This window comes from Actinoplanes philippinensis, assembly GCF_900113015.1.
Lineage (GTDB): Bacteria > Actinomycetota > Actinomycetes > Mycobacteriales > Micromonosporaceae > Actinoplanes > Actinoplanes philippinensis.
In genome coordinates this window covers 38,823-63,163 of the sequence record NZ_FONV01000009.1, presented here as the reverse complement: position 1 = coordinate 63,163, position 24,341 = coordinate 38,823, and the positions used below count along the sequence as shown (strand labels likewise).

Annotated in this window: 29 protein-coding genes and 1 riboswitch; of the genes, 18 read left to right on the top strand and 11 right to left on the bottom strand. The window is 72.4% G+C overall.

Annotation, left to right across the window (positions count from 1 at the left end):
- Window positions 1-3 precede the first annotated feature (3 nt).
- Window positions 4-981 carry an aldo/keto reductase gene (locus BM290_RS23695; RefSeq protein WP_093617659.1) on the bottom strand — a complete coding sequence of 326 codons (978 nt, stop codon included), beginning with the start codon at window positions 979-981 and terminating at the stop codon, window positions 4-6.
- Between the two features lie 56 nt (window positions 982-1,037).
- Window positions 1,038-1,952, bottom strand: a complete 915-nt coding sequence (locus BM290_RS23690) for an aminoglycoside phosphotransferase family protein (RefSeq protein ID WP_203779475.1) — start codon at window positions 1,950-1,952, stop codon at window positions 1,038-1,040.
- A 57-nt stretch (window positions 1,953-2,009) separates the two neighbouring features.
- On the opposite strand from BM290_RS23690, the gene BM290_RS23685 reads away from it, so the two are divergent.
- The 3 genes from BM290_RS23685 to BM290_RS23675 all read left to right on the top strand — a co-directional run bounded on the left by BM290_RS23685 (window position 2,010) and on the right by BM290_RS23675 (window position 4,202).
- Window positions 2,010-2,735, top strand: coding sequence for a class I SAM-dependent methyltransferase (locus BM290_RS23685; RefSeq protein WP_093618434.1), 726 nt, complete (start codon window positions 2,010-2,012; stop codon window positions 2,733-2,735).
- A gap of 17 nt (window positions 2,736-2,752) precedes the next feature.
- On the top strand, window positions 2,753-3,250 hold the full coding sequence (locus tag BM290_RS23680; protein ID WP_203779489.1) for an HAD domain-containing protein: 498 nt from the start codon (window positions 2,753-2,755) through the stop codon (window positions 3,248-3,250).
- A gap of 250 nt (window positions 3,251-3,500) precedes the next feature.
- Window positions 3,501-4,202, top strand: coding sequence for a GNAT family N-acetyltransferase (locus BM290_RS23675; RefSeq protein WP_093617653.1), 702 nt, complete (start codon window positions 3,501-3,503; stop codon window positions 4,200-4,202).
- 16 nt (window positions 4,203-4,218) lie between these two features.
- Here the strand turns inward: BM290_RS23675 and BM290_RS23670 are convergent, their stop codons facing one another.
- Both BM290_RS23670 and BM290_RS23665 read right to left on the bottom strand, forming a co-directional pair.
- Complete coding sequence (locus tag BM290_RS23670; protein ID WP_239143675.1) at window positions 4,219-6,252, bottom strand: galactose oxidase-like domain-containing protein; 2,034 nt, start codon at window positions 6,250-6,252, stop codon at window positions 4,219-4,221.
- Between the two features lie 347 nt (window positions 6,253-6,599).
- Window positions 6,600-7,214: a class I SAM-dependent methyltransferase gene (locus BM290_RS23665; RefSeq protein ID WP_177319868.1), complete on the bottom strand. Its 615-nt coding sequence runs from the start codon at window positions 7,212-7,214 to the stop codon at window positions 6,600-6,602.
- 51 nt (window positions 7,215-7,265) lie between these two features.
- Here BM290_RS23665 and BM290_RS23660 point away from each other — a divergent pair, with 51 nt between their 5' ends.
- Window positions 7,266-8,099: an AraC family transcriptional regulator gene (locus BM290_RS23660; RefSeq protein ID WP_093618430.1), complete on the top strand. Its 834-nt coding sequence runs from the start codon at window positions 7,266-7,268 to the stop codon at window positions 8,097-8,099.
- 200 nt (window positions 8,100-8,299) lie between these two features.
- Here the strand turns inward: BM290_RS23660 and BM290_RS23655 are convergent, their stop codons facing one another.
- From BM290_RS23655 to mycP, 3 genes are all read right to left on the bottom strand, one after another.
- Entirely contained in the window at window positions 8,300-9,064 is a 765-nt protein-coding gene (locus tag BM290_RS23655) for a sugar nucleotide-binding protein (RefSeq protein ID WP_093617649.1), read from the bottom strand.
- A 118-nt stretch (window positions 9,065-9,182) separates the two neighbouring features.
- A complete protein-coding gene (locus BM290_RS23650) occupies window positions 9,183-9,677 on the bottom strand; it encodes a suppressor of fused domain protein (RefSeq protein WP_093617647.1) in 495 nt (164 codons plus the stop codon).
- Window positions 9,674-10,852, bottom strand: coding sequence for a type VII secretion-associated serine protease mycosin (gene mycP, locus BM290_RS23645; protein ID WP_093618428.1), 1,179 nt, complete (start codon window positions 10,850-10,852; stop codon window positions 9,674-9,676). The genes BM290_RS23650 and mycP overlap by 4 nt, the downstream gene beginning before the upstream one ends.
- A gap of 92 nt (window positions 10,853-10,944) precedes the next feature.
- A riboswitch (adenosylcobalamin (AdoCbl) riboswitch) is annotated at window positions 10,945-11,096 on the top strand.
- A gap of 8 nt (window positions 11,097-11,104) precedes the next feature.
- Here mycP and BM290_RS23640 point away from each other — a divergent pair.
- The 8 genes from BM290_RS23640 to BM290_RS23605 all read left to right on the top strand — a co-directional run bounded on the left by BM290_RS23640 (window position 11,105) and on the right by BM290_RS23605 (window position 16,202).
- Complete coding sequence (locus BM290_RS23640) at window positions 11,105-11,299, top strand: CbtB domain-containing protein (protein ID WP_093617645.1); 195 nt, start codon at window positions 11,105-11,107, stop codon at window positions 11,297-11,299.
- Window positions 11,290-12,021 (top strand): CbtA family protein, encoded by a 732-nt coding sequence (locus BM290_RS23635; RefSeq protein ID WP_093617643.1) that lies wholly within the window; start codon window positions 11,290-11,292, stop codon window positions 12,019-12,021. The genes BM290_RS23640 and BM290_RS23635 overlap by 10 nt, the downstream gene beginning before the upstream one ends.
- Window positions 12,018-12,569 carry a histidine phosphatase family protein gene (locus tag BM290_RS23630; protein WP_093617641.1) on the top strand — a complete coding sequence of 184 codons (552 nt, stop codon included), beginning with the start codon at window positions 12,018-12,020 and terminating at the stop codon, window positions 12,567-12,569. Before BM290_RS23635 ends, BM290_RS23630 begins: the two co-directional genes overlap by 4 nt.
- A 22-nt stretch (window positions 12,570-12,591) precedes the next feature.
- Entirely contained in the window at window positions 12,592-13,053 is a 462-nt protein-coding gene (locus BM290_RS23625) for a GNAT family N-acetyltransferase (RefSeq protein ID WP_239143676.1), read from the top strand.
- Window positions 13,054-13,056: 3 nt separating this feature from the next.
- Window positions 13,057-13,470: a GNAT family N-acetyltransferase gene (locus BM290_RS23620; RefSeq protein ID WP_093617639.1), complete on the top strand. Its 414-nt coding sequence runs from the start codon at window positions 13,057-13,059 to the stop codon at window positions 13,468-13,470.
- Between the two features lie 229 nt (window positions 13,471-13,699).
- Complete coding sequence (locus BM290_RS23615; RefSeq protein WP_093617638.1) at window positions 13,700-13,927, top strand: hypothetical protein; 228 nt, start codon at window positions 13,700-13,702, stop codon at window positions 13,925-13,927.
- A 56-nt stretch (window positions 13,928-13,983) separates the two neighbouring features.
- Window positions 13,984-14,598, top strand: coding sequence for a TetR/AcrR family transcriptional regulator (locus tag BM290_RS23610; RefSeq protein ID WP_093617636.1), 615 nt, complete (start codon window positions 13,984-13,986; stop codon window positions 14,596-14,598).
- Between the two features lie 71 nt (window positions 14,599-14,669).
- Window positions 14,670-16,202 (top strand): FAD-dependent monooxygenase, encoded by a 1,533-nt coding sequence (locus BM290_RS23605; protein WP_093617634.1) that lies wholly within the window; start codon window positions 14,670-14,672, stop codon window positions 16,200-16,202.
- 29 nt (window positions 16,203-16,231) lie between these two features.
- Here BM290_RS23605 and BM290_RS23600 read toward each other — a convergent pair whose 3' ends face one another.
- A complete protein-coding gene (locus tag BM290_RS23600; RefSeq protein ID WP_093617632.1) occupies window positions 16,232-17,068 on the bottom strand; it encodes a nitroreductase/quinone reductase family protein in 837 nt (278 codons plus the stop codon).
- A gap of 326 nt (window positions 17,069-17,394) precedes the next feature.
- Window positions 17,395-18,081, bottom strand: coding sequence for a TetR/AcrR family transcriptional regulator (locus tag BM290_RS23595; RefSeq protein ID WP_203779477.1), 687 nt, complete (start codon window positions 18,079-18,081; stop codon window positions 17,395-17,397).
- A 90-nt stretch (window positions 18,082-18,171) separates the two neighbouring features.
- Here BM290_RS23595 and BM290_RS23590 point away from each other — a divergent pair, with 90 nt between their 5' ends.
- Window positions 18,172-18,651 carry an SRPBCC family protein gene (locus BM290_RS23590; RefSeq protein ID WP_093617630.1) on the top strand — a complete coding sequence of 160 codons (480 nt, stop codon included), beginning with the start codon at window positions 18,172-18,174 and terminating at the stop codon, window positions 18,649-18,651.
- Window positions 18,652-18,729: 78 nt separating this feature from the next.
- Here the strand turns inward: BM290_RS23590 and BM290_RS23585 are convergent, their stop codons facing one another.
- The gene (locus tag BM290_RS23585; protein WP_093617628.1) at window positions 18,730-19,221 is read right to left on the bottom strand and encodes a hypothetical protein; all 492 of its coding nucleotides are present in this window, start codon (window positions 19,219-19,221) and stop codon (window positions 18,730-18,732) included.
- Between the two features lie 287 nt (window positions 19,222-19,508).
- On the opposite strand from BM290_RS23585, the gene BM290_RS23580 reads away from it, so the two are divergent.
- The 4 genes from BM290_RS23580 (at window position 19,509) to BM290_RS23565 (ending at window position 22,463) form a co-directional block, all read left to right on the top strand.
- The gene (locus tag BM290_RS23580) at window positions 19,509-19,691 is read left to right on the top strand and encodes a hypothetical protein (protein WP_143133906.1); all 183 of its coding nucleotides are present in this window, start codon (window positions 19,509-19,511) and stop codon (window positions 19,689-19,691) included.
- Between the two features lie 113 nt (window positions 19,692-19,804).
- Complete coding sequence (locus BM290_RS23575; protein WP_093617624.1) at window positions 19,805-20,209, top strand: hypothetical protein; 405 nt, start codon at window positions 19,805-19,807, stop codon at window positions 20,207-20,209.
- A gap of 45 nt (window positions 20,210-20,254) precedes the next feature.
- Window positions 20,255-21,757 (top strand): MFS transporter, encoded by a 1,503-nt coding sequence (locus BM290_RS23570; protein ID WP_093617622.1) that lies wholly within the window; start codon window positions 20,255-20,257, stop codon window positions 21,755-21,757.
- A gap of 127 nt (window positions 21,758-21,884) precedes the next feature.
- Entirely contained in the window at window positions 21,885-22,463 is a 579-nt protein-coding gene (locus tag BM290_RS23565) for a TetR/AcrR family transcriptional regulator (protein WP_093617620.1), read from the top strand.
- On the opposite strand, the gene BM290_RS23560 is transcribed toward BM290_RS23565, so the two are convergent.
- Window positions 22,420-23,073 carry a class I SAM-dependent methyltransferase gene (locus tag BM290_RS23560; RefSeq protein WP_373871072.1) on the bottom strand — a complete coding sequence of 218 codons (654 nt, stop codon included), beginning with the start codon at window positions 23,071-23,073 and terminating at the stop codon, window positions 22,420-22,422. The two genes, BM290_RS23565 and BM290_RS23560, sit on opposite strands and share 44 nt — an antisense overlap.
- A 36-nt stretch (window positions 23,074-23,109) precedes the next feature.
- Between BM290_RS23560 and BM290_RS23555 the strand changes: the two genes are divergently transcribed.
- Complete coding sequence (locus BM290_RS23555) at window positions 23,110-24,324, top strand: hypothetical protein (protein ID WP_093617616.1); 1,215 nt, start codon at window positions 23,110-23,112, stop codon at window positions 24,322-24,324.
- Window positions 24,325-24,341 lie beyond the last annotated feature (17 nt).

Genomic DNA, 24,341 nt, shown 5'->3' with positions numbered 1-24,341 from the left:
GCGTCAGGCGTCGTGCAGGTCGGCGAGCAGCTGGTACGGGTAGGGCTTCGGGCGTTCGCTCGCACGGTCGAGGCGGGCCGTCAGCGCCGGATCGAGGGTGAAGCCGGCCGCGCCGAGGTTGTCGTCGAGTTGGGCCGGTGAGCGGGCGCCCACGATCGGGGCGGTGACGGCGGGCTGTCGCAGCAGCCAGTTCAGTGCCACCTGCGCCGGCGAGCGACCGATCTCGCGGGCCACGGCGGTCAGCTCGTCGAGGACGGCCCACGTGTGGTCGTTGTCGTAGTTGGCCCACGCCTCCGTCCACGTCGGCTCGCCCGCGCGGTCCGTCGCCGCCAGCCGGGTGCCGCCGATCGGGGACGAGCCGCGGCGGAACTTGCCGGTCAGCCAGCCGCCGCGCAGCGGGCTGTACGGCAGCACACCCACCCCTTCGGCCAGGCACACCGGGATCAGCTCCCACTCCGCTTCCCGGTCGAGCAGGTTGTAGAGCGGCTGCAGCGCGACGATCGGCTCCGTGCTCAGGTCGACGGCCCGTTGCAGTTGCGCGCCGGCGAAGTTGCTGACGCCCAGGTAGCGCACCTTGCCGGCCCGGACGATGTCGTCGAGGGCGCTGAGCGTCTCCTCCAGCGGAGTGCCGTAATCCCACATGTGCAGCTGGTAGAGGTCGATGTGGTCGGTGCGCAGGCGCCGCAGGCTCGCGTCAACGGCGTGCAGCAGGTGCCGGCGGCTCAGGCCGCCTCCGAAGCGGACCTTCGTCGCCAGCACCACGTCGTGCCGGGTGCGGCCGGCCAGCCAACTGCCGACGATCTGCTCCGAGCGGCCGTCGCTGTAGCCGTCCGCGGTGTCGACGAAGGTGCCGCCGGCGTCGGCGAACCGGTCCAGCAGCCGGTGGCTGTCCGGCTCGTCGATCTCACGGCCGAACGTCATGGTTCCCAGGCACAGCCGGCTGACCTGGAGGCCGGTGCGGCCCAGACGGGTGAGCTCCATGCCGGCGAAAGCTACGACCTGGAGCGCGCTCCAGGTCAAGAGCTCCTGGACAGGTGCTAGACGTCGGCGAGCAGGGCCTCGATGTAGGTGAGGCTGTCACGCACGGCGTCAGGGCTGCGCCGGGCCCGGTAGTACGGCAGCGCGATCACCGCGAGTGACAACGCCCAGCCTCTGGCCCGTACCCACAGATGGTCGTCGGGTTGCAGGGCGTCTCGGAACGCCTGCCGTGCGGGGCCTTCGAACAGCCACCAGGCGGGCATGATGTCGGCGGCCGGGTCGCCGGCGCAGGCGGTGGCGAAGTCGATGATCGCGGTGAGCCGCCCGCCGGTGACCAGGATGTTGCCGGCCATCAGGTCGCCGTGGATCCAGCGGGGCGGCCCGGTCCACGTGTCGGCGGCCAGGGCCTGGTCCCAGGCGGCGAGCAGCCGGCCGGTGTCGAGGTCGGCGCGGAGCCGGCCGGCGGCGTCGCGGAACAGGGCGTCGCGCGGGGCGAGCGGGGTGCCGCGGCTGTACGGGGAGTCCGGTGGGGTGGGCGCGCCGGTGGTGTCGATCTGCTGCAGCCGCTGCACGAAGCCGGCGAGCTGGTGGGCGGCGGTTCGCGGGTCGTCGAGGTGGGCGAGGTCGAAGGGCTCACCGTCGAGCCACCGGTAGACGCCCCAGGTGAACGGGTAGTCGCCGGTGGGTGCGCCGGCGGCCACCGGTTCGGGGACGGCCAGCGGCAGGTGCGAGGCGAGCCGGGGCAGCCAGGCGAGGTCTTTCTCGACCTGGCCGGTGGTTCGCGGGGTGCGGGGCAGGCGCACCGACAGGTCGTCACCGACGCGGAAGGTGGCGTTGTCGGTCCCGGAGCCGGTGACGTACCGCACGGGCCGGTGCGCCCACTGCGGGAACTGGTCGGCCAGCAGCCGCCGGACCAGGTGGGTGTCGATGTCGACCTCGTCGTCGTGGAGTTTGCTGACCTCGGTGTCCGCCACGACAGGGCAGCCTGCCGCAGGCGCCGGTTTTCGTCCACCGAGTTGTACAGTGCCCGGATGCGGGTCTTCGGAACGGCGGCGCACGCGTACGCGCGACATCGTCCCGGCTATGCGGCGGCCGCGGTGCGGTGGGCGATCGAGACGGCGCCCGGGTCGCGGGTGCTGGATCTGGGTGCGGGCACCGGCAAACTGACCGGTGCGCTGCTGGACGCCGGGGCGACGGTGACGGCGGTGGAGCCGGATCCGGCGATGCTGGCCGCGCTGCGCGACCGGTTCCCGCAGGTGGCGGCGCTGGCCGGGAGCGCGGAGACGATCCCGGTGGCGGACGCGGCGGTGGATGCGGCGGTGGCCGGTAACGCGTTGCACTGGTTCGACATGGCGGTGGCGGGGCCGCAGATCCGGCGGGTGCTGGCGCCGGGCGGGGTGCTGGCCGGGTTGTGGAACACCCTCGACGACCGGGTCGGCTGGGTCGCCGATCTGGCGCGGGTGGCCGGGCCGGAGGTGGTCGGGCCGCGTGACACCCCGGCGGCGTGGCGGGCGGCGACCGCCGGGCTGCTCGGGCCGCGGGTGGAGCGGGCCGTGTTCGCGCACGGTCAGGTGCGGACCGCGCAGTCGCTGGTGCAGACGCTGGCGACGCGGGCCGGGGTGCTGGTGATGCCGGCGGCCCGGCGTGATCAGCTGCTGGAGCGGATCGGCGGGTTCCTGGCCGGGCGGCCGGAGACCGCGGACGGTGAGTTCGTGCTGCCGATGGTGACGTGCGGGCTGCGGGCCCGCTGGGCGTGAGCGCCCGGGTACGGCCACTGATCTTCGTCGACGTCGACGGGCCGTTGATCCCGTTGCGGGAGCGGCCGGGCACGCCGCCGGTGGTGGCGGCGGACCCGTCGGGGCATCCGCTGATCCACCGGCTCGACCCTGCCGACGGGCCGCGGCTGCTGGCGCTCGGCGGTGACCTGGTGTGGGCGACGACGTGGATGCAGGCGGCGAACGAGGTGGTCGGCCCGCGTCTGGGGTTGCCGCCGCTGCCGGTGGTGGCGTTCCCGGACGACGACCGGCCCGCCGGCGGTGGCCTGCACTGGAAGACGCTCGCGGTGATGGCGTGGGCCGCCGATCGTGCGTTCGTGTGGCTCGACGACGAGGTGACCGGCCGTGACCGGCGGTGGGTGCGCGATTTCCATCCCCGGCCGGCGCTGGTGCATCGGGTGCATCCGCACGCGGGGCTCACCGCCGCCGACTTCGCCGAGGTCAGCGCCTGGCTCGCCGATCTCGGCCAGGATCCGCCCGATCCGGGCTGCCGGTGACCGCGGCGAAGGCGTGGGGCGTCGCGGTGGCCGCGGCGCCGGGCAGGCGTGCGGCAGGAGATCATCGGATGGTACGGCCGTGGCCTGCACCCGGTCGCGCAAGAGGCGTGCGGCCCGTCGCGTGCGGCCCGCGGGCCGCAGCCCGTCCGGGGGCTGCGCGGCCGGCCCGCGCGACGCCCGGGTGCGCCAATCGTATGTCGACCGGATCATCGGGCTTCTGACCGGCCGGTGATCGGCTACCCTGCCGGTCGTGATCTACCTGCGGAATGCCGCGGCCATGTGGACCGCCCTGTTCCCGACAGCGCGCCTGGACGAGCGGCTGCTGCGGGTGGACCGGCCGGGCACGACCCGGGTGATCCTGCGGGAGCCGCCGACGACGGCGACGGTGGCCGAGGTCGCCGGGATGGCGTTGCAGAGCCGGGTGGTGGTGGAGGATGTGTTCACCAGTCCGGACGCGCCGCCGGTGTTCCCGAATTCGCGGGCGGTGTGCATGCCGGTGATGGACCGGCCGCCGGGTGGTCTCAAGGCGGCCGGGGCGCCGGTGGTCGAGGTCCGCGACGTGGACACGCTGGCCGCGGCGGAGCGGGTGATGGTCGACGGGTTCCCGTTTCCGCAGTTGCAGCCGTGGGTGCGGGCGCAGGCGCTGCCGCCGCGGGTGCTGCAGCTGCCGGGCTGGCGGGTGTGGCTGGCCCATGACGGTGGGGTGCCCGCCGCCGCGGCGTACACCTACGACGACGGGCACGCCACCGGACTGTACTGGCTGGCGACGCTGCCCGGGCACCGGTCGCGGGGGCTGGGCCGGGCGGTGTTGTCGGCGGCGATCGCGGCCCGCCCGGACCAGGTGTTCACGCTGGTCGCGACGGAGGCGGGCCGGCCGCTCTACGAGTCGCTGGGTTTCGAGGTGGTGCGGATGGCGACCTGGCACACCCGGCCGCCGATCCTCACCGCCTGACTCGCCGGGCCGGTGCTCACCAGGTCCACTTCTGCAGGGCCGCCCCGGTGCAGGTGACTATCTTGATCTGGGCGGCGTTGGTGTTGGCGGTCGCGGCCAGGCACAGGGCGGTGTTGCTGACCGGCCGGACGGTGCCGTCGGTACGGAACTGCCATCGTTGGGCTCCGGTGCCGTTGCAGCCGTACTGCCAGATCCGTTGGCCGTTGGTGAAGTTGCTGCTGGGCACGTCGGCGCACATGCCGAACACCCGCAGCGTGTCGTCGGTGAACCGGGTCAGCGCCTGCGCCTTGGTGTTGTTGCAGGTGTAGGTCTGCAGGTAGGTGCGGGCGGTCAGCGCCGAGCTGGGGATGTCGACGCATTTGCCGGTGCTGTTCCTCAGCGGGCTCATCAGCGGGGCCGGCGCTTTGGCGACCTGGACGAGCCTGGCGATCGAGGGGACGCCGGCGTTGTCGGTGACGAACAGCATGTACCAGCCGGGCGGGGCGACGCCGCCGGTCGGCGGGCCGGTGACGGTCAGGGTGGTGCCGTTGACGCTGTACTTGAGCGGCACGTAGCGCTGCCCCTGGTCGATGCTGTGGGTGACGTCGCCGAGGCCGACCAGGCCGACCTTGCCGATGGTGGCGGCCTGCGGGCTGGTGAGGGTGAACGCCGTGCCGATGCCGACAGTGGCGGGGGCGGCGCTGATGACGGGCCGGTCGGCGAGTTCACCGCTGCCGTCCTTCTTGAACAGGTAGGGCGGGCTGAAGTATTCGACGTTCTTCTCCAGGTAGCCGGCGCTCATGCAGGCCGCGCAGATGCCGCCGCCGCCGGTCATGATCCGTCCGTCGGGCAGCAGCGCGGCGGTGGAGTGGTATTGGCGGACCCGGTCGGCGGCCGACAGGGCGGTCCACTGCCCGGTGGCCGGGTTCCACAGTTCGGCGGTGGTGACCGCGTTGTCGAGGTCGACCAGGGCGTTCTTGGCGGTGCTGCTGAGTCCGCCGGTGACCAGGACCGTACCGTCGGCCAGGATGGTGGCGTTGTGCTGGCGGCGGCCGACCGACATCGATCCGGTGGTGGTGACCGTCGGGGTGAGGCCCTTGTTGCTGTCGAGGATGACCGCGGTGCGGGTGGGACGTTTGGCGACGCCGTCCTCGGTGATGCTGCCACCACCGACGACCAGGGTCCGGCCGATGTCGAAGGTGGAGAAACTGCCGTATTCGCGGCTGATCGTGTCACGGTTGGCGGTGCCCGTGATGGCCGCGTTGCCCATGGTGGTGATCGTGTATCCCGGATTGTAGGGTCCGAAAAGGCCCAGTTGCGTATCGGGCCGGGAAATCATGAACGGGTAGATCCGGGCGTTGTATTTGGTGAAGTTCGGCAATGGGCGAATAGCACCGTTGGTCTGGTACACCTCGGCGGTCGCAGGCCCGCCACCGATGATCACTTCTTCGCCGTTGGCCATTTCCGTGACCGACGGATACCAGCGGGCGCCGGCCATGTCGTTGCCGCGGGTCCACGTTTCGGTCTGCCAGTTGAACACGTACGTGCGGACCGTGCCGGCCAGTTGCGCGTTGGCGTTTCCGCCGGCGACGAGAATGTTGCCGTTGGCCAGGTGCGCGAACCCGGCGCAGAACAGGTTGGTGCCCTGCAGGTCGACGCGTCTGCTGGTGTTGTCGGCCGGGTTCCACACCATCGCGCGGGTGAAGTTGTGGGTGGGGTAGGTCTCGGCGGCGTTGTCGCCGACGGAGTCCCAGATCAGCACCCTGCCGTTGGGCAGGACCGCGGTGAACACCGGCACGACCGGGGTGGCCAGCACGGGACTCCACTGGCCGGAGACGCCCGGGTCGGCGTCGGCGCTGGCCTTGAGCTGCGCCCGGCCGGGCCGCCGGCCGGTCTGGCGTTCGATGCGGGCGGCGTTGTCGGCGGTGGTCTTCTCGATCTCGTGCAGCGGCACGCCGACGAGGTCCTGCGCGCGGTGCTCGTCGTCGTCCGCGGCGCCGGGGGCGTGGCTGTGGGTGCTGTGATCGTGGGGCGGCGCGCTGCCGGCGGCCGGTCCCGCCGGACCGGACACGGCGACCAGAAATGACGCCGAAAAAAGGCAAACCGCTGTCAAGGCACGTTGAATCCGCATGGCATTGTCGTCCCTTCACCGATAAGTGCGGCGGGACTTTCTGCGCAGCCTCGATCTTGATTAATCGGTGTGAAATGGTGTCGCGCCGCCCCCGTCAATGCTCAGTGCGGCCACCATAACTCTTTGCCAAAGTGTTCATCAATATTCACCGTTGGCACTTCCGGGCTCGGCGCGCTCACCCTTTCGGTCAGCGTGCTGTCGGTTCCGCGATAGTCACCGGCCGCGCCGTGACGATCCATTCCGGACGGTGATCACTATTGGCGCGCGCGGTTCAGGGCGCGATGTGGTCAAGGACGGCCCTCGGGCACGGCGGGGCCATCGCGGTCGGCTCGCAGGATGACGTACCGCAGCCGGTGCAGCCGGCCCCGGCCGGTCTCGGTGACCGCGGCGAAGCCGGCGCCGGTGAAGACGTCCCCGGTCAGCCCGGGGGTCTCGAAGTCGAGCACGTGCAGCCGCCCGCCCGGCGCGAGCACCCGCCACGCCTCCCGCAACGCCCGGTCACGGCCGGGTTCGTCGAGGTGGTGCAGCATCAGCGACGACAGCACCACGTCGGCGTGGCCGTCCGGCAGGGGCAGGCCGGCGGCGAACGCGTGCTCGTAGCGGATCTGCAGCCCGCCGCGCTGCGCTTTGCGGTGGGCGCGGCGCAGGGCGGCCCGGTCCGGGTCGATGCCGACGGCGTCGATGCCGGGGGTACGCCGTGCCAGCGCCGTGAGCAGGTTGCCGGTGCCGCAGCCGATCTCCAGGACCCGCTGGCCGGCCCGGACCGCGGCGGTGTCGAGCAGCTCGCGGTGCAGCCGCCGGGCGCCGAGCAGCAGGCTGAACGGGTCGTAGAGCGGCATCAGCCACTGCCGGCCCATGCCGGGCAGGTAGTCACCCTCAGGGGTATGACGAAGTTTGGTCATGCCTCTAGCATCAGCGCCATGGCAGCACCGTCCAATGGTCGATCCTCGGGCATGATGCGACGATCCTCGGTTCCGGTGGTGGGGTTTGCGCATCAGCCGGGCCACCCGTCGATCAAGGTGGCCCGGTTCCCGCGGCATCCGGTCCACGCCGGCAGCCACGCCCACGACTTCCTGGTGGTGTTCTACGCCCACCGCGCCGGCACGCAGGCGCTGATCGACGGCCGGTCGTGGACGGTGTCCGACGGTGATCTGTTCGTGCTCGTGCCGGGGCAGGTGGTGGCGTTCGAGGCGGCGCCGGTCGACGGGTGGGCGGTGTGGTTCCCGGCCGAGGTGGTCCGCGCGCACGGCTCGTCGTGGCGGGCGCATCCGCTGCTGTCCCCGTTCGCCGGCGGCGGTGACCGCACCCAGCGTCTCCACATTCCGGCCGCGGACCGTGACGGCTGGGTACGCCGGTTCGCCGACCTGGACGCCGAGTTGTCGGCCCGCCGCGACGGCTACCCGCAGGCGGCGCTCGCCCACCTGACGTTGCTGCTGGTGGCGGTGGCCCGGCTGTCGCCGCGGTCGGCGGGCGACCCGCTGCTGGCGGCGGTCTTCGACGTCATCGAGGACCGGTTCCCGCAGGCGTTGTCACTGTCTGATGTGGCTGCCGCGGTCGCGCTCACCCCGGGTCACCTCACCACGGTGGTACGCCTCCGCACCGGCCGCACCGTCCAGCAGTGGATCACCCTGCGGCGGCTGCAGGAGGGCCGCCGCCTGCTGACCGAAACGGATCTGCCGGTCGCCACGGTGGCGCGGCACTGCGGGTATCCCGACGCGTCGTACTTCATCAAACGGTTCCGCGCCGAACACGGCGTCACACCGGCACAGTGGCGGGCGTCGGGCTGACCTCCCGGCCCAGGTCACGGCTGCCCTCCTCAGGATTCCGGCGTGGGCCGGCACGCCGGAATCGGTCGTCCGGCCGGTCGCCGTCGGCGCTGCCCCCTGCCGCCTTCCACCACGAAAAGCCGCCGCCATCCACGACAAGGCCGCCGCCATCCACCACGGAAAGCCTCTCCGTCAGGCAAAGCCCCCGCCATGGAGGTTCTTCAGCCAGGGGTGAGGAAGTCGCGGGCGCCACGCAGGGTCACCGTGAGGCGGGCCTGGGTGGCGGCACTGTCCAGCCGCACGTCCCCGGCGCCGCTGAGCCCGGCCGCCGCCCGCGTCCCGGCGACCACCCCGGACGGGTCCAGGCCGTCCCGGGCGGCGATCAGCAGCGCCAGCTCGTACCGGCTGACCGCATCGGCGCCGGCGACGTGATGCACCCCCGCATACCGGGACACGGCGAGCTCGAGCAGCGCCGCCGCGAGGTCGGCCACGTGGACCGGGCAGCGCACGTCGTCGGTGAAGAACACGCCGCCGGCGTGGACGCGGGCGGCGATCACGGTCTGCGGGCCGCCGACGATCAGCGACGTCCGGGCGACGACAGCTGCCGGGTCGATCGCCCGGACAGCTGTCTCGGCCGCTGCCTTCGCCGCCCCGTACATGGTCGCCGGGCACGGCGGGCAGGTCTCGTCGAACCGGCCGGGCCGGCCGGAGAACACCGCGTCGCTGGACACGTGCACCAGCCGGGCCCGGTGTGCGCGGGCGGCGACGGCCACGTGAGCGGCGCCGTCGGCGGTGACCGCCCAGTCGTCCTGCCGGTAGGCGGCGTTGACGATCACGTCCGGGCGCACGCGGCGCACGAGGTCGCGTACCGCCGCGGGGTCGCGAAGGTCGGCGTCGCGGCTGCCCGCAGCGGTGGCCGACGGACCGCACTGCCGGGTCAGCTCCGCACCGAGCCCGCCGGTCCCACCGAGGATCAGGAACCGCATCAGCCGGCCCGCCGTCGCGGGTCCCGGCCGGCCGCGGCAATCAGCTGCCCGGCGCCGCCGTCCCGCGGCGCCGCACGGCCGAGCAGATCGCTTGCCGCCGGCATCCGCCGAGCCCCGCTCACGCGCGGGCCGGGTCGGTGACCAGCAGCGGATCGTCGCTGTCGACCTCACCGGCCTGCGCCTCGGCCGCGGTCACCCCGACCAGTTGCAGGAACGAGCCGCCCAGCTGCGGGTCGGCGGCCAGGATCACCACGGTCAGCCCGGTCGGCGCTCCGTCGGTGTGCGGGTGCCCGGTGATCGGCGCGCCGAGGTCGGCCCACTGGCCCTCCTCGAACGGCTCGCCCGCCTCACCGGCCAGCGCGGCCAGCGCGGCGACCTGGTTGAGCAGCAGGAACGGCCACTGCGGCGGCTGCTCACCGACGCCGGCGACCCGGAACGTCAGCTCGAACCCGTGCCGTTCGCCGAGCCCGTACGACACGTAGTGCCAGTGCCCGTCGGCCGGATACGCCGACGCGGCCGGTAACGCGAACCCCTCGGCCGGATATGTCACGTGCCACGGGTGCGCCTGGGGGTAGAGGCGGCTCAGGGCTTCGGTGACGGTGTCCCACTTCATCCGGGCATTTGATCATGACGATGGGTGTCGGCGGCAGCCCGCCAGCCCCGCCGGCGTCCCCGCGACACCACCACGGCCACCAGCCCGGCGAGCACCGCGAGCGCGGCGCCGCCGGCCGTGAACACCCCGGCCCGCTGCCAGGCGGTGTCCCGGCCGGGCGCGGCCACCGGCGCCACCGGACCCTCGGGCACGGCGGCGACGACGGGGCCGGCGGCTTCGGTCAGCGCCCGGTACGGGTTGAGCAGCCCCACCCCGTACCGGGCGCTGCGGGCCCCGCCGGGGGCCGGGTCGGCCGACCGCAGCAGCCGGTCGACGATCTCCTCGGCGCTGTCGGCCGGATACCGTTCCCGCAGCAGCGCGGCCGTCGCCGACACGAACGGCGCGGCGAAACTCGTGCCCTGCACCGCCCGGTGCCCGCGGACCGGCGACAGCACGGTCACCTGGTCACCGAACGCCGCGATGTCGACCTGCGTGCCCGGCTGGGAGTAGTCGGCCAGCACCCCGTCGGCGGTGACCGCGCCGACGCCGACGACCCCGGGAAACCCGGCCGGGTACGCCACCGGCGCGTCCGCGCCGCCGTTGCCGGCCGCCGCGACCACCACCGCACCCGTGCGCACCGCCGCCGCGATCGCGTCGCGCACCGCCGGGTCCGGCTCGTCCATCACCAGCGAGATGTTGATCACGTCGGCGCCGGCCGGGCCGGCCGCCCACCGGATCGCCTCGGCGAACGTGTCGGCACTCGACCGGGACCGCGGGATCTGCTGCTGGCCCCTGGTGTCGGTGTCCTCGGTCACCCGCACCGGGATGATCGTCGCCCCCGGCGCCAGCCCCCGCACCCCGGTCCCGCCGTCCGGCAGGCCCGCGATGATCCCGGCCACCGCCGTGCCGTGCCCGACACAGTCACGCCGCCCGTCCGGGGCGCCGTGCAACAGGTCCCGGCCCGCCGCCACCCGGCCGGTGAGCTGCGGATGACGCACATCCACACCCGAATCGATCACCGCGACCCTGACCCCGGCGCCGGTCGCCAGCCCGGCCAGCCGCTCCGGCGAATACGCCCGCAGCTCCCCCGGCACCCCGGCCGCCACCGTGCCCGCGCCCAGACACTGCGCCGCCACCGCGGGCAGCGCCGGCGCCACCAGCCCACCGGCCACGACACCCGCCGCGACCGCCGCCATCACCCGCACCGCGACCCACCCCCGTACCCCAGCGACCGGCGTGGATGCTACCCGTGCCCGGTTGTGCCACGGCCACCCCGGCCGTTAGGTTGAGACCAGCCAATTCTGCGGTGTGTGAGGGAAACCGGTGCAAGTCCGGTGCGGTCGCGCCACTGTGAACGGGCCTCAGCCAGAGGGCCGTGAGTCAGGACGCTCATGCGCCGCAGGCCCCATCGATCGGGACGCGTCATCCCGTAGGAGGTTCACTCCACCATGCCCAAGGCACAAGCCCTCACCACCCCCGCGGTCTCCGGCAAGCTCCTGGCCACCGCCGCCGGCTTCACCGGGCTCATGCTCCTGCTGGCCTACCTCGTCGCCTTCGACCAGGGCGCGCTCTCCCAGAGCGGCATGTACCTGCACGAGCTGATGCACGACGGCCGCCACCTGCTCGGTGTCCCGTGCCACTGAGCAACCGGCCCGGCTACCTGCCGCTGCTGCTGCGCGGCCTGCTGGCCGGCCTCGCCGCCGGCCTGCTCGCCGGCGGCTTCGCCTACCTGGCCGGTGAGCCGCACATCAACGCCGCCATCGCCATCGAGGAAGCCGCATCCGGCGGCGCCGGTGGCGAGGCGCCCCTCGTCGAGCGCGACATCCAGAGCACCGTCGGGCTGTTCCTGGCCACCGGCCTCTACGGCGTCGCGCTCGGCGGGATCCTCGCCACCGCCTACACCCTGCTGCGCCGGCACCTGCGCACCGGCAGCGACACCCAGGCCGCCCTCGGCCTGGCCGCCGCCGCTCTCACCGGCATCGTCGTGGTCCCGTTCCTGAAATACCCGCCGAACCCGCCCGCGGTCGGCAACCCCGACACCATCGACCAGCGCACCGCCGCCTACCTGGCAGTGCTCGCCCTGGGCCTGGTCGCCGTCTGGGCCGCCGTCCTCGCCGCCCGCACCCAGAGCCACCAGTGGCGCCGCGCGGCCGCCGGCACGGCCGCGTTCCTGGTGGTCGTCGGCATCGCCTACACCCTGCTGCCGACCTTCCACGAGGTCCCCGCCGACTTCCCGGCCACCCTGCTGTGGGATTTCCGGATCTCGTCACTGGGCACCCAGGCGATCCTCTGGACCGCCCTCGGCATCGGCTTCGCCGGACTGATCACCCCCGCCCGGCAGAAAGCCACCGTCACCGCCGCATGACCGCACTACGGCTGATCGCCGCCGGACACACCCCCGCCCTGCGCCGGGCCGTGTTCGGCGGCGACGACCCCCTCGACGACGCCGGCCGCACCGCCACCCGCGCCCTCAAGGACTCCCCGGCGCTGCTGCCACGCTTGTTCCCCGACGACCGGCCCTGGCTCATCGCACCCACCCGAGCCGCCCGCCAGACCGCACACCTGCTCGACGCCCCCGCCACCACCGAGGACCCGGCCCTGGCCGAACCCGGCTTCGGCGCCTGGACCGGCCGCCCCCTCGACCAGATCGACCCGGCCGCCCTCCAGCGATTCCTCACCGATCCCACCGCGGCACCCCACGGCGGCGAATCCCTCACCACCGCGTCCGGCCGCCTCACCGGCTGGCTGCAACGACAAACCACCACCAGAGGTACGGCCATAGCACACCCCCTGGTGATCCGCCTGATCGTCGCCGCCGCCCTCGGCCTGCCACCCGGCACACCCCGCCTCGCCGTCGCCCCGCTCACCGTCATCCGCCTCACCCACCACCGCGGATGGACCCTGCACCTGTGACGGCGCCGTAAAATCAGCCGCCGTGACCCTGCACATCACCGTCGACGACCTCACCGGCCCCGCCATCGCCGCCCTCCTGCGCGAACACGTCGACCAGATGCGCGCCATCACCCCACCCGAGAGCAAACACGCCCTCGACCTCGACAGCCTCCGCGCCCCCGGCATCACCGTCTGGACCGCCCACGACGACGGCAACCTCGTCGGCTGCGCCGCCCTCAAACACCTCGACCCGGCCGGCGCCGAGATCAAATCCATGCGCACCGCCACGACCGCCCAGCGCCGCGGTGTCGCCGCCGCGCTGCTCACCCACCTCATCACCGAGGCCCGCCACCGCGGATACCAGCACCTCTACCTGGAGACCGGCGCCGGCGACTTCTTCCACCCCGCCCGCACCCTCTACCGGCGATTCGGGTTCCAGCCGTGCCCGCCGTTCGCCGGCTACCGCCCCGACCCCAACAGCGTCCACCTGAGCCTTACCCTCTGAGGAATGCTCGACCACCTCGACGCCTACGCCCGCCTCTACGTTGACGTGTTCTCCCGCCCACCGTGGAACGAGACCTGGCACCCGGCCGACGCCACCCAGCGCCTGCACGACATGCTCACCACACCCCGCGCCCACGCCACCCACACCACCGGCCACGACGGCGCCGTCACCGGGTTCGCCATCGGCCACCGCGAACGCTACGGCGCCACCGACCACTTCCTGCTCCAGGAGATGTGCGTCCACCCCGCCCACCAGCGCCGGGGCCTCGGCGCCCGGCTGCTCACCGACCTCGCCCAGCAGCTGCCCGACGTCACCCACTGGTATCTGCTGACCGGCCGCGACACCCCCGCCGCCGCCTTCTACCAGGCCGCCGGATTCCGCCCCGCCCATACCCGGACCGTCCTCGTCCGCCCCTGAGCGCCCGCCCCTCCCTCACGATCGAGTTGAGAGGCCTGCCGCGCCCGGATCGTCGCGGCCCGGGTGAACGAGCGATGAGGCGCCCGCACTGCAACGCGGGCTCGAGTGGGTCGCCGGCCGGCGGCGGTTCACCGGCGAAGCGGTTCAGAGACAGCTACGGAAACCCGCCACACCGGGACGCACAGCGGATCACCCTTCTGGGTGACAACCCATCACCAGGAGGCATCTCATGCGCGCACTGATCCTCATCGGCAGCCTCGCCGGCGGGGCCCTGCTGCTCACCCCGGGCCCCGCCCGAGCCGCCGACCCGCCACCGCTGCCGATCGTCGGCGACTACTCCGAGTACGACTACCTGACCTGGCCCTACCCGGACCCCGACGACCCGTGCCCCGACCGGTGGCCGGACCCGCTCGGCCCCACCGACCCGTGGATGGACCTCACGGACCCCTGGGGCTAAGAAAATTGCGTGGCACGCATCTTTGCGTGCCACGCAATTCAAGCTACGGTGGACACATGAGCGGCCTCCGCGAACGCAAAAAAGCCGAAACCCGCGCAGCCCTCGGCTGGGCCGCCATCCACCTCACCGCCGAACGCGGCTACGACAACGTCCGCGTCGAAGACATCGCCGAAGCAGCCGGCGTCTCCCCCCGCACCTTCAACAACTACTTCTCCAGCAAAGCCGAAGCCATCGCCTCACGCCACCTCGACCGCAGCCTCCGCACCGCCACCGCCCTCCGCCAACGCCCCACCGACGAACCCCTCTGGACCGCCCTCACCGCCGCCGCCCTCGAACAATTCACCCGCGGCCCCGAAGTCGACGCCATGCCCACCCCCGCCCACCCCCACTGGGCCACCGGCATCCGCGCCATGCTCGCCGAACCCGCACTCGAAGGCGAACGACTCCGCGCCACCGCCATCGCCGAAACCGAACTCGTCGCCGCCATCGCCGACCGCACCGGCACCCACCCCACCGACATGTACCCCCGGCTCGTCGCCGCCGCCGCCACCGCCGCCATCTCCGTCGCCATGCAGCACTACCTCGACAACCCCACACCCACCCCCATCCAAAACCTCATCACCGACGCCTTCACCCAGATCGCCGCCGGACTCCCCACCCCAACCCCCTGACCCACACCCACCCACCACCGCGACCCCACCGGGCCCCGCGGCGATCACCCACGCCCACAAAGGACCACACCATGATCGACGCCCTCATCATCGGCGCCGGACCCAACGGCCTCATGCTCGCCTGCGAACTCGCCCTCGCCGGCATCCACCCCGTCATCCTCGAACGCCACCCCACACCCACCCACGAACCCCGCGCCAACGGCCTCATCGGCCAAGTCGTCAAACTCCTCGACCGCCGCGGCCTCCACAGCCGACTCACCGGCAACCCCGACCCACCCACCCCCCAACCCGCCTTCACCTTCGGCGGCTTCCCCCTCGACCTCACCACCCTCCACGACAACCCCCACTACGGCCTCGGCATACCCCAAGCCCAACTCGAAGCCGCCCTCACCACCCGCGCCCTCGAACTCGGCGCCGACATCCGCCGCGGACACCACCTCACCGACCTGCACCAACACCCCGACAGCATCGAAGCCACCCTCGCCGACGGCACCCGGATCACCACCCGATACCTCATCGGCGCCGACGGCGGCCGCAGCACCGTACGCCGCCTCGCCGGCATCGACTTCCCCGGCGTCACCCACGACCGCACCATCTCCCGCACCGCAAACGTCACCATCCCCACCAGCGCCCTCGACCCCCACACCGGCGCCATCAACGCCCCCGGATACGGCACCGTCCCACCCTTCCAGCACACCCGCACACCCCACGGCCTCATCGTCTGGGCACCCTTCCCCGGCCGCCCCGCCATCCTCGGCACCACCGAATGGCCCGACACCCCCACCACCGACGACGACACCCCCATGACCCTCGACGAACTCCGCACCAGCGTCACCCGCGTCCTCGGCACCGAAATCCCCATCAACCCACCCGACCACCCCGGACTCCTCCGACGACTCACCGCCGGCAACACCCGCATCGCCACCCGATACCGCACCGGCCGCATCCTCCTGCTCGGCGACGCCGCCCACGTCCACCCCGCCATCGGCGGCCCCGGCCTCAACCTCGGCCTCCAGGACGCCGCCAACCTCGGCTGGAAACTCGCCGCCACCCTCCACGGCTGGGCACCACCCGACCTGCTCGACACCTACGAAACCGAACGCCGCCCCGTCGCCGAACGCGTCGTCATGTCCACCCGCGCCCAATCCGCACTCATCAGCCCCGGCGACGACATCACCGGCCTACGCCAGCTCTTCACCGAACTACTCCACAAACCCGAAGTCACCGCCCACATCGCCGCCCTCATGTCCGGCGCCGACACCCACTACCCCAGCGACCCCACCGACCCCCTCGCCGGCCGCATCACCCCCGACCTCACCATCCACACCGACCACGGCCCCCGCACCCTCGCCGAGCTCACCCGGACCGCCCGGCCACTGCTCCTCGACTCCACCGGCGCCTACGCACCCACCGCCGCACCCTGGAACGACCGCGTCGACATCTTCACCGGCCACCTCGAAGGCACCACCGCCACCGCCCTCCTCGTCCGCCCCGACTGCTTCACCGCCTGGTCAGCCGGCACCCACGACACCCTCCGCGCCGCCCTCACCCGCCACTTCGGCGCACCCGCACGCACCCTCGCCGACGCTGTCCCGGAGACCTGACAGCAAACCTCCGGGACAGCCCCCAGCCCCTACCGGACCCCGGCCAGAACCGCTTCCTCACGATCCAGATGCGCGATCAGATCACCGGTCAACGCATCCACCTCGGCCAGCAACGCCTCCCGGCTCACACCCGGCTCCCCCAGCACCGACCGCAACCGCTCCAGCAACACAGCCACCACACCGTGCTCGGCCCGCAACTCCCCGACCGCCGAAGCCAGCTCCGGATGCGCATACTCCAGCATCGCGAACAGCCCCTGATCCTCCTTCACATGGTGGCCGTGCAGATTCGCGCACAACGTCAAGCAGTTCACCCGCAACTGCGCCCCCACCACCGCACCCGACGCCACCACCTCGCGCCGGATCAACTCCAGCTCCCGCCGGAACGCGCCGTGCACCAGCCGCAACACCTCCACCGGCGACGACGGCGACCCACCACTCGACCGCGGCGGCCCCGCGACCGGCACCGCCCGCAACGCCACCACCGGCAACACCCGCCCGGAACGCCGCTCATAATCGGCCCACCCGGAATCCTGCTCGACAGCCCGCGCGAACACCTCGTCCCGCTCCGCACCGGTCAGCACGGTCGCCGTCGCCTCGTACACGAACGGACCGTCCTCGACCCGGACCACCGGATCCGCGAGCACATTGTGGAACCACGCCGGATGACGACGGGACCCACCAGCCGACCCGATCACCAGAACCCGATCCTGATCCGGCAGATAACCCAGCGGCACGGTGTGCGGCCGCCCACTGCGGGCACCGGTCGTCGTCAACAGCAACAGCCGGCCACCCTCGAACATCCCACCGACCCGGCCCTGATTGGCCCGGAACTCGGCGATGACAGAAGAGTTGAAATCGTTCGACATTCTCAGCTTTCGGTAGTCCACCCAGAAAACCCGCACACCGGCGGGCAGCAGAAATCCGCCGTCACACAGACGGCCACACGCAGAGAAAGACGAACGATCAGGCGGCGAACGAGCGCGGGCAACAGGCGACCGTGGCGGCCGCCCGGCGATCACGCGTCAGCCGGGTGCCCCACTCGGTAATGGCCCAAGGCCGACCCGGCAGTCACGAACGACACCTTACCGAATCCCTTGTCGTGTCGGCGAAGCCGTCCTTATAGGTTTTGACCGGGTGCGGCTTGCCGCACCACCTCTAACGCATCCTAGGATGGAACGACGCGACCTCGTCGTCAGATGCCACCACGCAGCTTGCCCGCGGCGCGCCGCAGGTCGACGGTGACGGCTCGGCCGATCGCGGCCGGGTCGTCACCGTCCAGGTGCCGGTGCAGGCTGACCGTGTAGACCTGCCAGAGCCCGGCCAGCGCGACAGCCGTGATCCACGCCTCCGGATCCTCAGGAGCGCTCCGGGTACGGCCGGCGAGCGCCGCGGCGGCCGCCGCCGTCAGCCGGTCCAGAGCTTCCCGGTTGTGTGCCACGAGCGACGGCGTGGAGGCGACGAGCCGGCTGAAGCGGCGTAGCTCGTCGACGCCGAATCCACCCGCCCGCTGACTGGCCGGCGAGGTGAGGAAGGCCAGCTCGCCGTCCAGAACCGCCAGCGCCGCGTCCACCGGCGCGGTGTCCGGGTCGGCCAGGCCGTCGCACAGTGCCCGGGTCTGCTCCTCCCAACGGTCCACCAGCAGGGATTCCTTGGTACGGAAATGATTGAAGACAGTCTTCTCGGCCACCCCGCAGGCCCGCGCGACATCCGCCACGCGCACCGCGTCGAAGCCACGATCCAGAAACATGCGGGTCGCCACCTCCGACAGCTGCCGCCGCAGCTCCCGCCGGCGCCGCTCGCGCAGGGGCTCGGACCCGTTCCCGGCGAGGTGGTCGCGCCCCGGCGACGAGGTTCGTGCGGGCGCAGGCAGATCGGGCACGCCTCGAAGATACCGGCTCCCGAAGCTGGCGTACAGCAACCCACTTGTTTACAGTGACTGTAAAAAATTGCCTGAGGGAGAGACGGTCACATGAGCGAGTTCACCATCGTCAACGAGTACCCCCGCCCACGGCCGGTGGTGTGGCAGGCGCTGACCGACCCGGCGCTGGTGCCGCTGTGGACCTCGACCGGACAGGGCGGCCGGCCGGAAGGATTCGAGCCCGTGGCCGGCACCCGGTTCCGCTTCGTCGGCAAGCCGGTCCCCGGCTGGGACGGAATCGTCCGCTGCGAGGTCCTCACCGCCGACCGCCCGGCACTGCTGCGCTTCACCTGGCGCAACAAGGAGACCGACACCCCGAGCCTCGTCACCTGCCGCCTCGACGAGACCGCCACCGGCACCCGTCTCACCTACCAGCACACCGGCTTCCGCGGCATCGAAGGCTTCGTCATGTCCCGGCTGCTCGCCCGGGTCCGGCGCACGATGCTGTCCAAGGGACTGCCCACCCTGCTCGACGACCTCGACGACCAGGGCCGGCTGCGCCCGGGCAGCCGGCTGCGGCCCCAGCCCTGAAGCGTCACAGGGCCGAACCCGGCCCACGACAGCGCGCGGGCCGGGCCGGTCCCGGGTGAGCAATGCCTGATGCGGCGCTCAGATACGCCAGGTCGCCGCGAGCGGTATCCGCCGCAGCTCGCCCACCGACAGCACTATGACCTTGTCCCAGTCGAAGTGGAACGCGTCGAAGGTGGCCGCGTCCGCGATCGCGTACCTGACCCCGTTGGTGACCAGGAACAGATCGAACGTCCCGGACAACCGGGCCAGGTACGCGTCCTGGCTGAAATACCCGGCCAGCGGAATCGAGTCACACCCCTTGAACTCGACCTTGACCGTGTCGGCGAACAGCTTCGTCCCCACCGCCGCCGTCGGGATGCCCCGCCGATAGCCCTCGGGATCGATCAGGAACGTCGCCGGCCCGCCGTCACACCGCAGCCGCTTGCCCTTGAGATCCGGGCGCGGCGAGGGCCCCGGCACCTGAAAGCCCCGCACCGGACCACGGTCGTGAGCGGCGACCGGCGCCGGAACCAGGACCAGACCGGCGGCCGCCGACACCGCCGCCAGGAGCTGACGCGCTGGCGATCGCATGTGAACTCTCCTGAGTCGCCGATCGTTCCACCCCACCGCGACGCTAACCACCAAAGCCCGACAGCTCCCGGCCCTCCCCCACAGACCACTCGACAGGGGTCAGCCGGCGAAGCCGTCGTTCTGGTTCTCAGGGCCACGTGCTCTAGGCCATCCTAGGATACTAGTGGGATCGGCGTGTCTCCCCGGGCGCCGCCCTTCTCCGGACAACGCGCGCTCCTTGCCAACCGGCGCCGACCATGTTGCCGCAGACGCCGAAGCTGGACCGCCGTTCGACGATCACGCTCGGTATGAACGCTCGGGACGAGCAGGCCGCGGCACACGCGGGAATGGCCGGGCAGAGGAGTAACGGTGTAGAGACCCAGGGCCAGTGCGAAGTGGCCCTGGGTCTCTACACCGAACTCGGCATGCCCACGGCCGCCGAGATCCGCGCCCATCTGGAGACACTCGACCTCATCGACTCGCCGGAGTGAGTACCGGCCGACCGACGCCACACTCCCTAAATCATCCTAGGAAGACAGCCAGGTTTCTCGGCCATGGCCCGGAGGGGCCACGCTGCGGGCGGCCGGGCACCATGATGTCTCCCATGACGTCCATCGAGGACCTGATCGGGTACGCACGTGAGCAGGGCGCCGCCGGCTACGACATCGACGAGGTACGCCTGTGTGCCTGCGCCGGCTGCGGTGGCCGGGTCTTCGGGCTTCGCGGCGACCTGGCCCGGCGGGCGGCACGGCGCGACTGCCGGGGCTGTGCGGGCACCCACGTCATCGCCGCCGGCGCCGGGCACTTCCCGGACGACGAGGTGACGCTGCTGGGCTGCGACTGCGGCAGCGACGACTTCAACCTGGCGGTCGGTTTCGCGCTGGGCGAGCGCCGCGACACGGTCCGCGCCCTGGCCGTGACGAGCCGCTGCGTGGAGTGTGGACGCCTCGGCTTCTGGGACGACTGGCTGGTCCCGGACGCCGGCACGGCCCTGCTCGACCTGGCCTGAACAGCCGGCTGGCAAACTTTACCGACTGGTCGGTAAAGTTTTGGCATGCTTCCTTCTCCGCACCGCTGGGCGGCGCTCGCCGTCCTGGCCGCGGCCGTGCTCCTGCTCGCCATCGACAACACCGTGCTGGCCCTGGCCGTGCCCGCCCTGACGGCCGACCTCTCCCCCACCGCCGAGCAGGTCCTGTGGATCGGCGACGTCTACTCCCTGGCGCTCGCCGGTCTGCTGGTGCTGATGGGCAACCTGGCCGACCGCTTCGGCCGCAAGCGTGTCCTGCTGCTCGGCGCGGCCACGTTCGGCGCGGTGTCACTGCTGGCCGCGTTCGCCGGGAGCCCGGGGCAGCTGATCGCCGCCCGGCTGGCGCTGGGGGTGGCCGGGGCGACGCTGATGCCGTCGACGCTCTCGCTGATCCGCAACCTGTTCCCCGACGACACCGAGCGGGCCCGGGCCATCGCCATCTGGTCGACGGCGTTCGGCGCCGGCTCCGCGATCGGCCCGCTGACCGGCGGTTTCCTGCTGGAGCACTTCTGGTGGGGGTCGGTCTTCCTGATCAACGTGCCGGTGATGATCGTGGTGCTGGTCTCCGGGTGGCTGCTGCTGCCGGAGTCGCGTGATCCACAGCCGGGCCGGTTCGACGTGCTGTCGGCGGCGCTGTCGATGGCCGCGATCGTCCCGCTGGTGTTCGCGATCAAGCACGTCGCGGGGCACGGCGCCGACGCGGTGACGGCCGGGTGCGTGCTGGCCGGCGTGACCGCGGGGTGGCTGTTCGTGCGCCGGCAGCGGCGCCTGGACCAGCCGATGCTCGACGTGCGGCTGTTCCGCAGCCCCGCGTTCTCCGGGGCCGTCGCCGCGAACGTGATCGCGATCTTCGCGCTGACCGGGCTGCTGTTCTTCTTCTCGCAGTACCTGCAGCTCGCCCGCGGGCTCACCCCGCTGCGGGCCGGCCTGGCCGAGCTACCGGCGACGGTCGCCTCGATCGCCGTCGTCGCGCTGATCGGCGTCGCGGTGACGCGCCTGGGACGGGGCCGGGCGATCGCTTTCGGTCTCGCCACGGCCGCGGCCGGGCTCACGCTGGTCGCGGCGGCCGCGCGTGGCCCGTACCTCTGGATGGGTTTTGCTCTTGTCCCCATCGGTCTCGGCATCGGGCTGGCGATGACGCTGACCGGCGACGCGATCGTCTCCGCAGCGCCGCCGCGCAAGGCCGGCTCGGTGTCGGCGATCACCGAGGCCGCCAACGAGCTCGGCGTCGTGCTGGGCATCGCGGTCCTGGGATCGCTGGTGTCGTTCGTCTACCGCGGCACCGTGATGATCCCTTCCGGCCTTTCGGCCGAGGACACCGCGGCGGTACGGGACTCGCTCGGCCCGGCCCTGCAGGTGCTGGGCCCGCAGTCCCCGGCCGCCGACGCCGCCCGCGCCGCGTTCATCGCCGGCATGCAGGTCACGTCCCTGGTCGCGGCGGCCCTGACGTTCGCGGCCGCCCTGCTGGCGTGGCGCCTCATCCCGTCGCGCCCGCAGCAGGCGCCGTCACCGTCCCCGGCCCGGCCGTAGACCCAGCCGACCCACGGCAGGCCCATCGCCGACCCCGGCCCAGCCGTAGGCCCAGCCGTAGGCCCGTCGCCCACCCCGACCCGGCCCCGGCGCCGTCCGCGGCCCGGCCGTGGGTAGGTTGTCGGTCGTGGGACGCACAGCCGGCCGGTCACCGGAGGAGACGAGGCGGTCGCTGCTGGCAGCCGCCGCCGAGGCGATCCGGGTGCGCGGCATCCACGCCTCCCTGGACGAGATCGCCCGCTTCGCCGGTGTCTCCAAGGGCGGGCTGATCTATCACTTCGCCAGCAAGGACGAGCTGATCCTGGAGCTGGTCCGCACCGAGCTGGCGGCGTTCCAGGCCGCCGTCGACGCCGCGCTCGACCCGGCCGACGCCGCGCCCGGGCGGCTGACCCGCGCCTACATCCGGGCGGTGCTGTCCGGCGGCGACGACGAGGCCCGCGAGTCGCTGGCCCTGATCACCCAGCTGATGACGCTGCCCGCGGTCGCCGAGGTGGCCCGGGCCGACGCCGAGCGCATCGACGCGGCCCTGGCCGCCGACGGTCTGCCGGAGGACGTGCTGGCCCTGGTGGTGGCCGCCGCCGACGGCATGAGCAGCGCCCCGCTGTGGGGCGGCTCAGCCGGGAGCCCCGCTCACCGTCGCCTCGCCGACCGGCTGATCCACCTCACCCGTCACCCTCGGCTGTGGGAGTCGCTGCCGTGGCCGTGAGGGTCAGCGACTGAAACCGGAACCCGCGGCCGGTGTCGACCGGGTGGAAGTCGACCACCGCGAACCCGGCGCCGGTGGCGAATCCGATCAGCTGCTCGTCGCTGCGCCACGAGAAGAACCGCGGCGGCACGTGTTCGTCGGTGTCGACGGTGCCCTCCCAGCTGTCGCCGTCACCGCCGTAGACCCCGGCGAACATCAGACCCCCGGGCCGCAGTACGGACCGGATCGCGGCCAGCACTGTCGGCAGATCCCGGTTCGGCACGTGCAGCAGGCAGTTCATCGCGAAGACGGCGTCGAACGAGCCGGCCGGGAAGTCCAGGTGCAGGAAGTCCATCACGTGCGCGTCGAGGCCCTTGGCCCGGCAGTGCTCCACCATCACCGGCGACAGGTCGGCGGCGACCACGGTCAGGCCCTGCTCCTGGAAGAACAGGCTGTCCTGCCCGGTGCCCGCCCCCACCTCCAGCAGGCGGGCGCCGGGGGCCAGCCGGTCGCGGAAGGCCTGCCGCTCCACCAGCTTCCACGGTTCCTTGGTGAGGCCGTCGCGCCAGCCGGCACGGTTGTCGTAGGCCTGGCGCAGCGGATCGAGGACGTCGTCATACCGGATGTTCATGGTGATCATTAAAATCAGCCGCCACACTGTCCGTCGATGGATTACTACGCGAGCCCGAACACCGTTCTCGGTGCGCTGCAGCGCGGACTCGGGCGCGGCGCCCACGGGGCCGCGTCGACGCTCGGCGCGGCCGGCCCGGTCACCGCCTGCCTCGAGGACGACTGGCGCTGGGATACGCAGGTCGACGAGCGCGAAGTGTATCTGGCGCGGCTCGTCCGTGACCTGCGGATGCCGATCGCGCCGGTCATCGGCCTGCTGGACGGTGAGAAGTCGTATCCGGTCGCCCTCGGTGTGCTCGAAGCGCTGGGCCGGGCCGGGATCGGTGCGGCCGTCGACGGGGTACGCGACCACGTCCGCCGAGGCGTGCGCTGGGTGGACGCGCTGGAGACGGTGGCCCGGACCTGGCCTCCGGAGTACTGGGAAGATCTGTATCCACTGGTCGCGGACCGCATCGACGGCATCGGCGAGTACGACGCCTGGTGGCCGGCGGCGCCGTGGACGGTGTGGGCAGACCGGGACGAGCGCATCGCCGCCGCGATCCAGGCCACGAGCAACAGGCACGAACGCCCGCGCCGCCCGTTCGCCGACACACCGGCGGCCACGCTGCTGGATCTGTTGCGGCAGGGCCAACGGGCCGATGACTGGTCCGCGGCGCTGGGCGAGTTGCGTCGCCGCCCGCCCGAGCCGGCGGTGCTGGAGATCGCCGAGGACCTCGCGGGCGAGCGGGGCGCGGGACGACTGCACGGTGTGATCGAGGAGATGGGTGACGTCGCCGTACCCGCCGCCCGGCGCTGGGTCACGGTGGCCGATCATCCGTTGACCTGGACGGCGCTGCGGGTGCTGGCCGCGCACGGCGACGCCGGTGACGCGCCGGCGCTGGCCGCGGGGCTGGAGTGGCTCGACGCGCGGCCGAATGATCGATGCGGCTACCACGATCTGGCGCGCGGCCTGGCCCGTGTCGGCGGTCCGGCAGCCGTGGCAGTGGTGTCCCGCCTGCATCAGCTGTGGTTCAGTCCGCACTCCTATGAACGCGCCGGATACCTGGACGCCCTGGTCACCCTGGATGCCGACGGCGCGCAGCGCAAGATCGTCGAGGGGTTGTGGGACTGCGAGGCCGACGTCCGTCTGCTGGCCGTGCGGCACACACCGATGGACGACCTCCTTCGCCGGCGCCTGGAGTACCTACGCGACGACCCGATGGAGACGGCCGAGGTGCGCGCCGCCGCCACCGGCCGTCTCACCGGCCGGTGACCTCCACCCGGCAGCCG

Coding starts and splice junctions, on each gene's coding strand:
- BM290_RS23695 (WP_093617659.1), bottom strand. CDS start 981: ATGGAGCTCACCCGTCTGGGCCGCACCGGCCTCCAGGTCAGCCGGCTG.
- BM290_RS23685 (WP_093618434.1), top strand. CDS start 2,010: ATGCGGGTCTTCGGAACGGCGGCGCACGCGTACGCGCGACATCGTCCC.
- BM290_RS23665 (WP_177319868.1), bottom strand. CDS start 7,214: ATGACCAAACTTCGTCATACCCCTGAGGGTGACTACCTGCCCGGCATG.
- BM290_RS23660 (WP_093618430.1), top strand. CDS start 7,266: ATGATGCGACGATCCTCGGTTCCGGTGGTGGGGTTTGCGCATCAGCCG.
- BM290_RS23655 (WP_093617649.1), bottom strand. CDS start 9,064: ATGCGGTTCCTGATCCTCGGTGGGACCGGCGGGCTCGGTGCGGAGCTG.
- BM290_RS23650 (WP_093617647.1), bottom strand. CDS start 9,677: ATGAAGTGGGACACCGTCACCGAAGCCCTGAGCCGCCTCTACCCCCAG.
- mycP (WP_093618428.1), bottom strand. CDS start 10,852: ATGGCGGCGGTCGCGGCGGGTGTCGTGGCCGGTGGGCTGGTGGCGCCG.
- BM290_RS23640 (WP_093617645.1), top strand. CDS start 11,105: ATGCCCAAGGCACAAGCCCTCACCACCCCCGCGGTCTCCGGCAAGCTC.
- BM290_RS23630 (WP_093617641.1), top strand. CDS start 12,018: ATGACCGCACTACGGCTGATCGCCGCCGGACACACCCCCGCCCTGCGC.
- BM290_RS23620 (WP_093617639.1), top strand. CDS start 13,057: ATGCTCGACCACCTCGACGCCTACGCCCGCCTCTACGTTGACGTGTTC.
- BM290_RS23615 (WP_093617638.1), top strand. CDS start 13,700: ATGCGCGCACTGATCCTCATCGGCAGCCTCGCCGGCGGGGCCCTGCTG.
- BM290_RS23610 (WP_093617636.1), top strand. CDS start 13,984: ATGAGCGGCCTCCGCGAACGCAAAAAAGCCGAAACCCGCGCAGCCCTC.
- BM290_RS23605 (WP_093617634.1), top strand. CDS start 14,670: ATGATCGACGCCCTCATCATCGGCGCCGGACCCAACGGCCTCATGCTC.
- BM290_RS23600 (WP_093617632.1), bottom strand. CDS start 17,068: ATGTCGAACGATTTCAACTCTTCTGTCATCGCCGAGTTCCGGGCCAAT.
- BM290_RS23590 (WP_093617630.1), top strand. CDS start 18,172: ATGAGCGAGTTCACCATCGTCAACGAGTACCCCCGCCCACGGCCGGTG.
- BM290_RS23585 (WP_093617628.1), bottom strand. CDS start 19,221: ATGCGATCGCCAGCGCGTCAGCTCCTGGCGGCGGTGTCGGCGGCCGCC.
- BM290_RS23580 (WP_143133906.1), top strand. CDS start 19,509: ATGAACGCTCGGGACGAGCAGGCCGCGGCACACGCGGGAATGGCCGGG.
- BM290_RS23575 (WP_093617624.1), top strand. CDS start 19,805: ATGACGTCCATCGAGGACCTGATCGGGTACGCACGTGAGCAGGGCGCC.
- BM290_RS23570 (WP_093617622.1), top strand. CDS start 20,255: ATGCTTCCTTCTCCGCACCGCTGGGCGGCGCTCGCCGTCCTGGCCGCG.
- BM290_RS23560 (WP_373871072.1), bottom strand. CDS start 23,073: ATGAACATCCGGTATGACGACGTCCTCGATCCGCTGCGCCAGGCCTAC.
- BM290_RS23555 (WP_093617616.1), top strand. CDS start 23,110: ATGGATTACTACGCGAGCCCGAACACCGTTCTCGGTGCGCTGCAGCGC.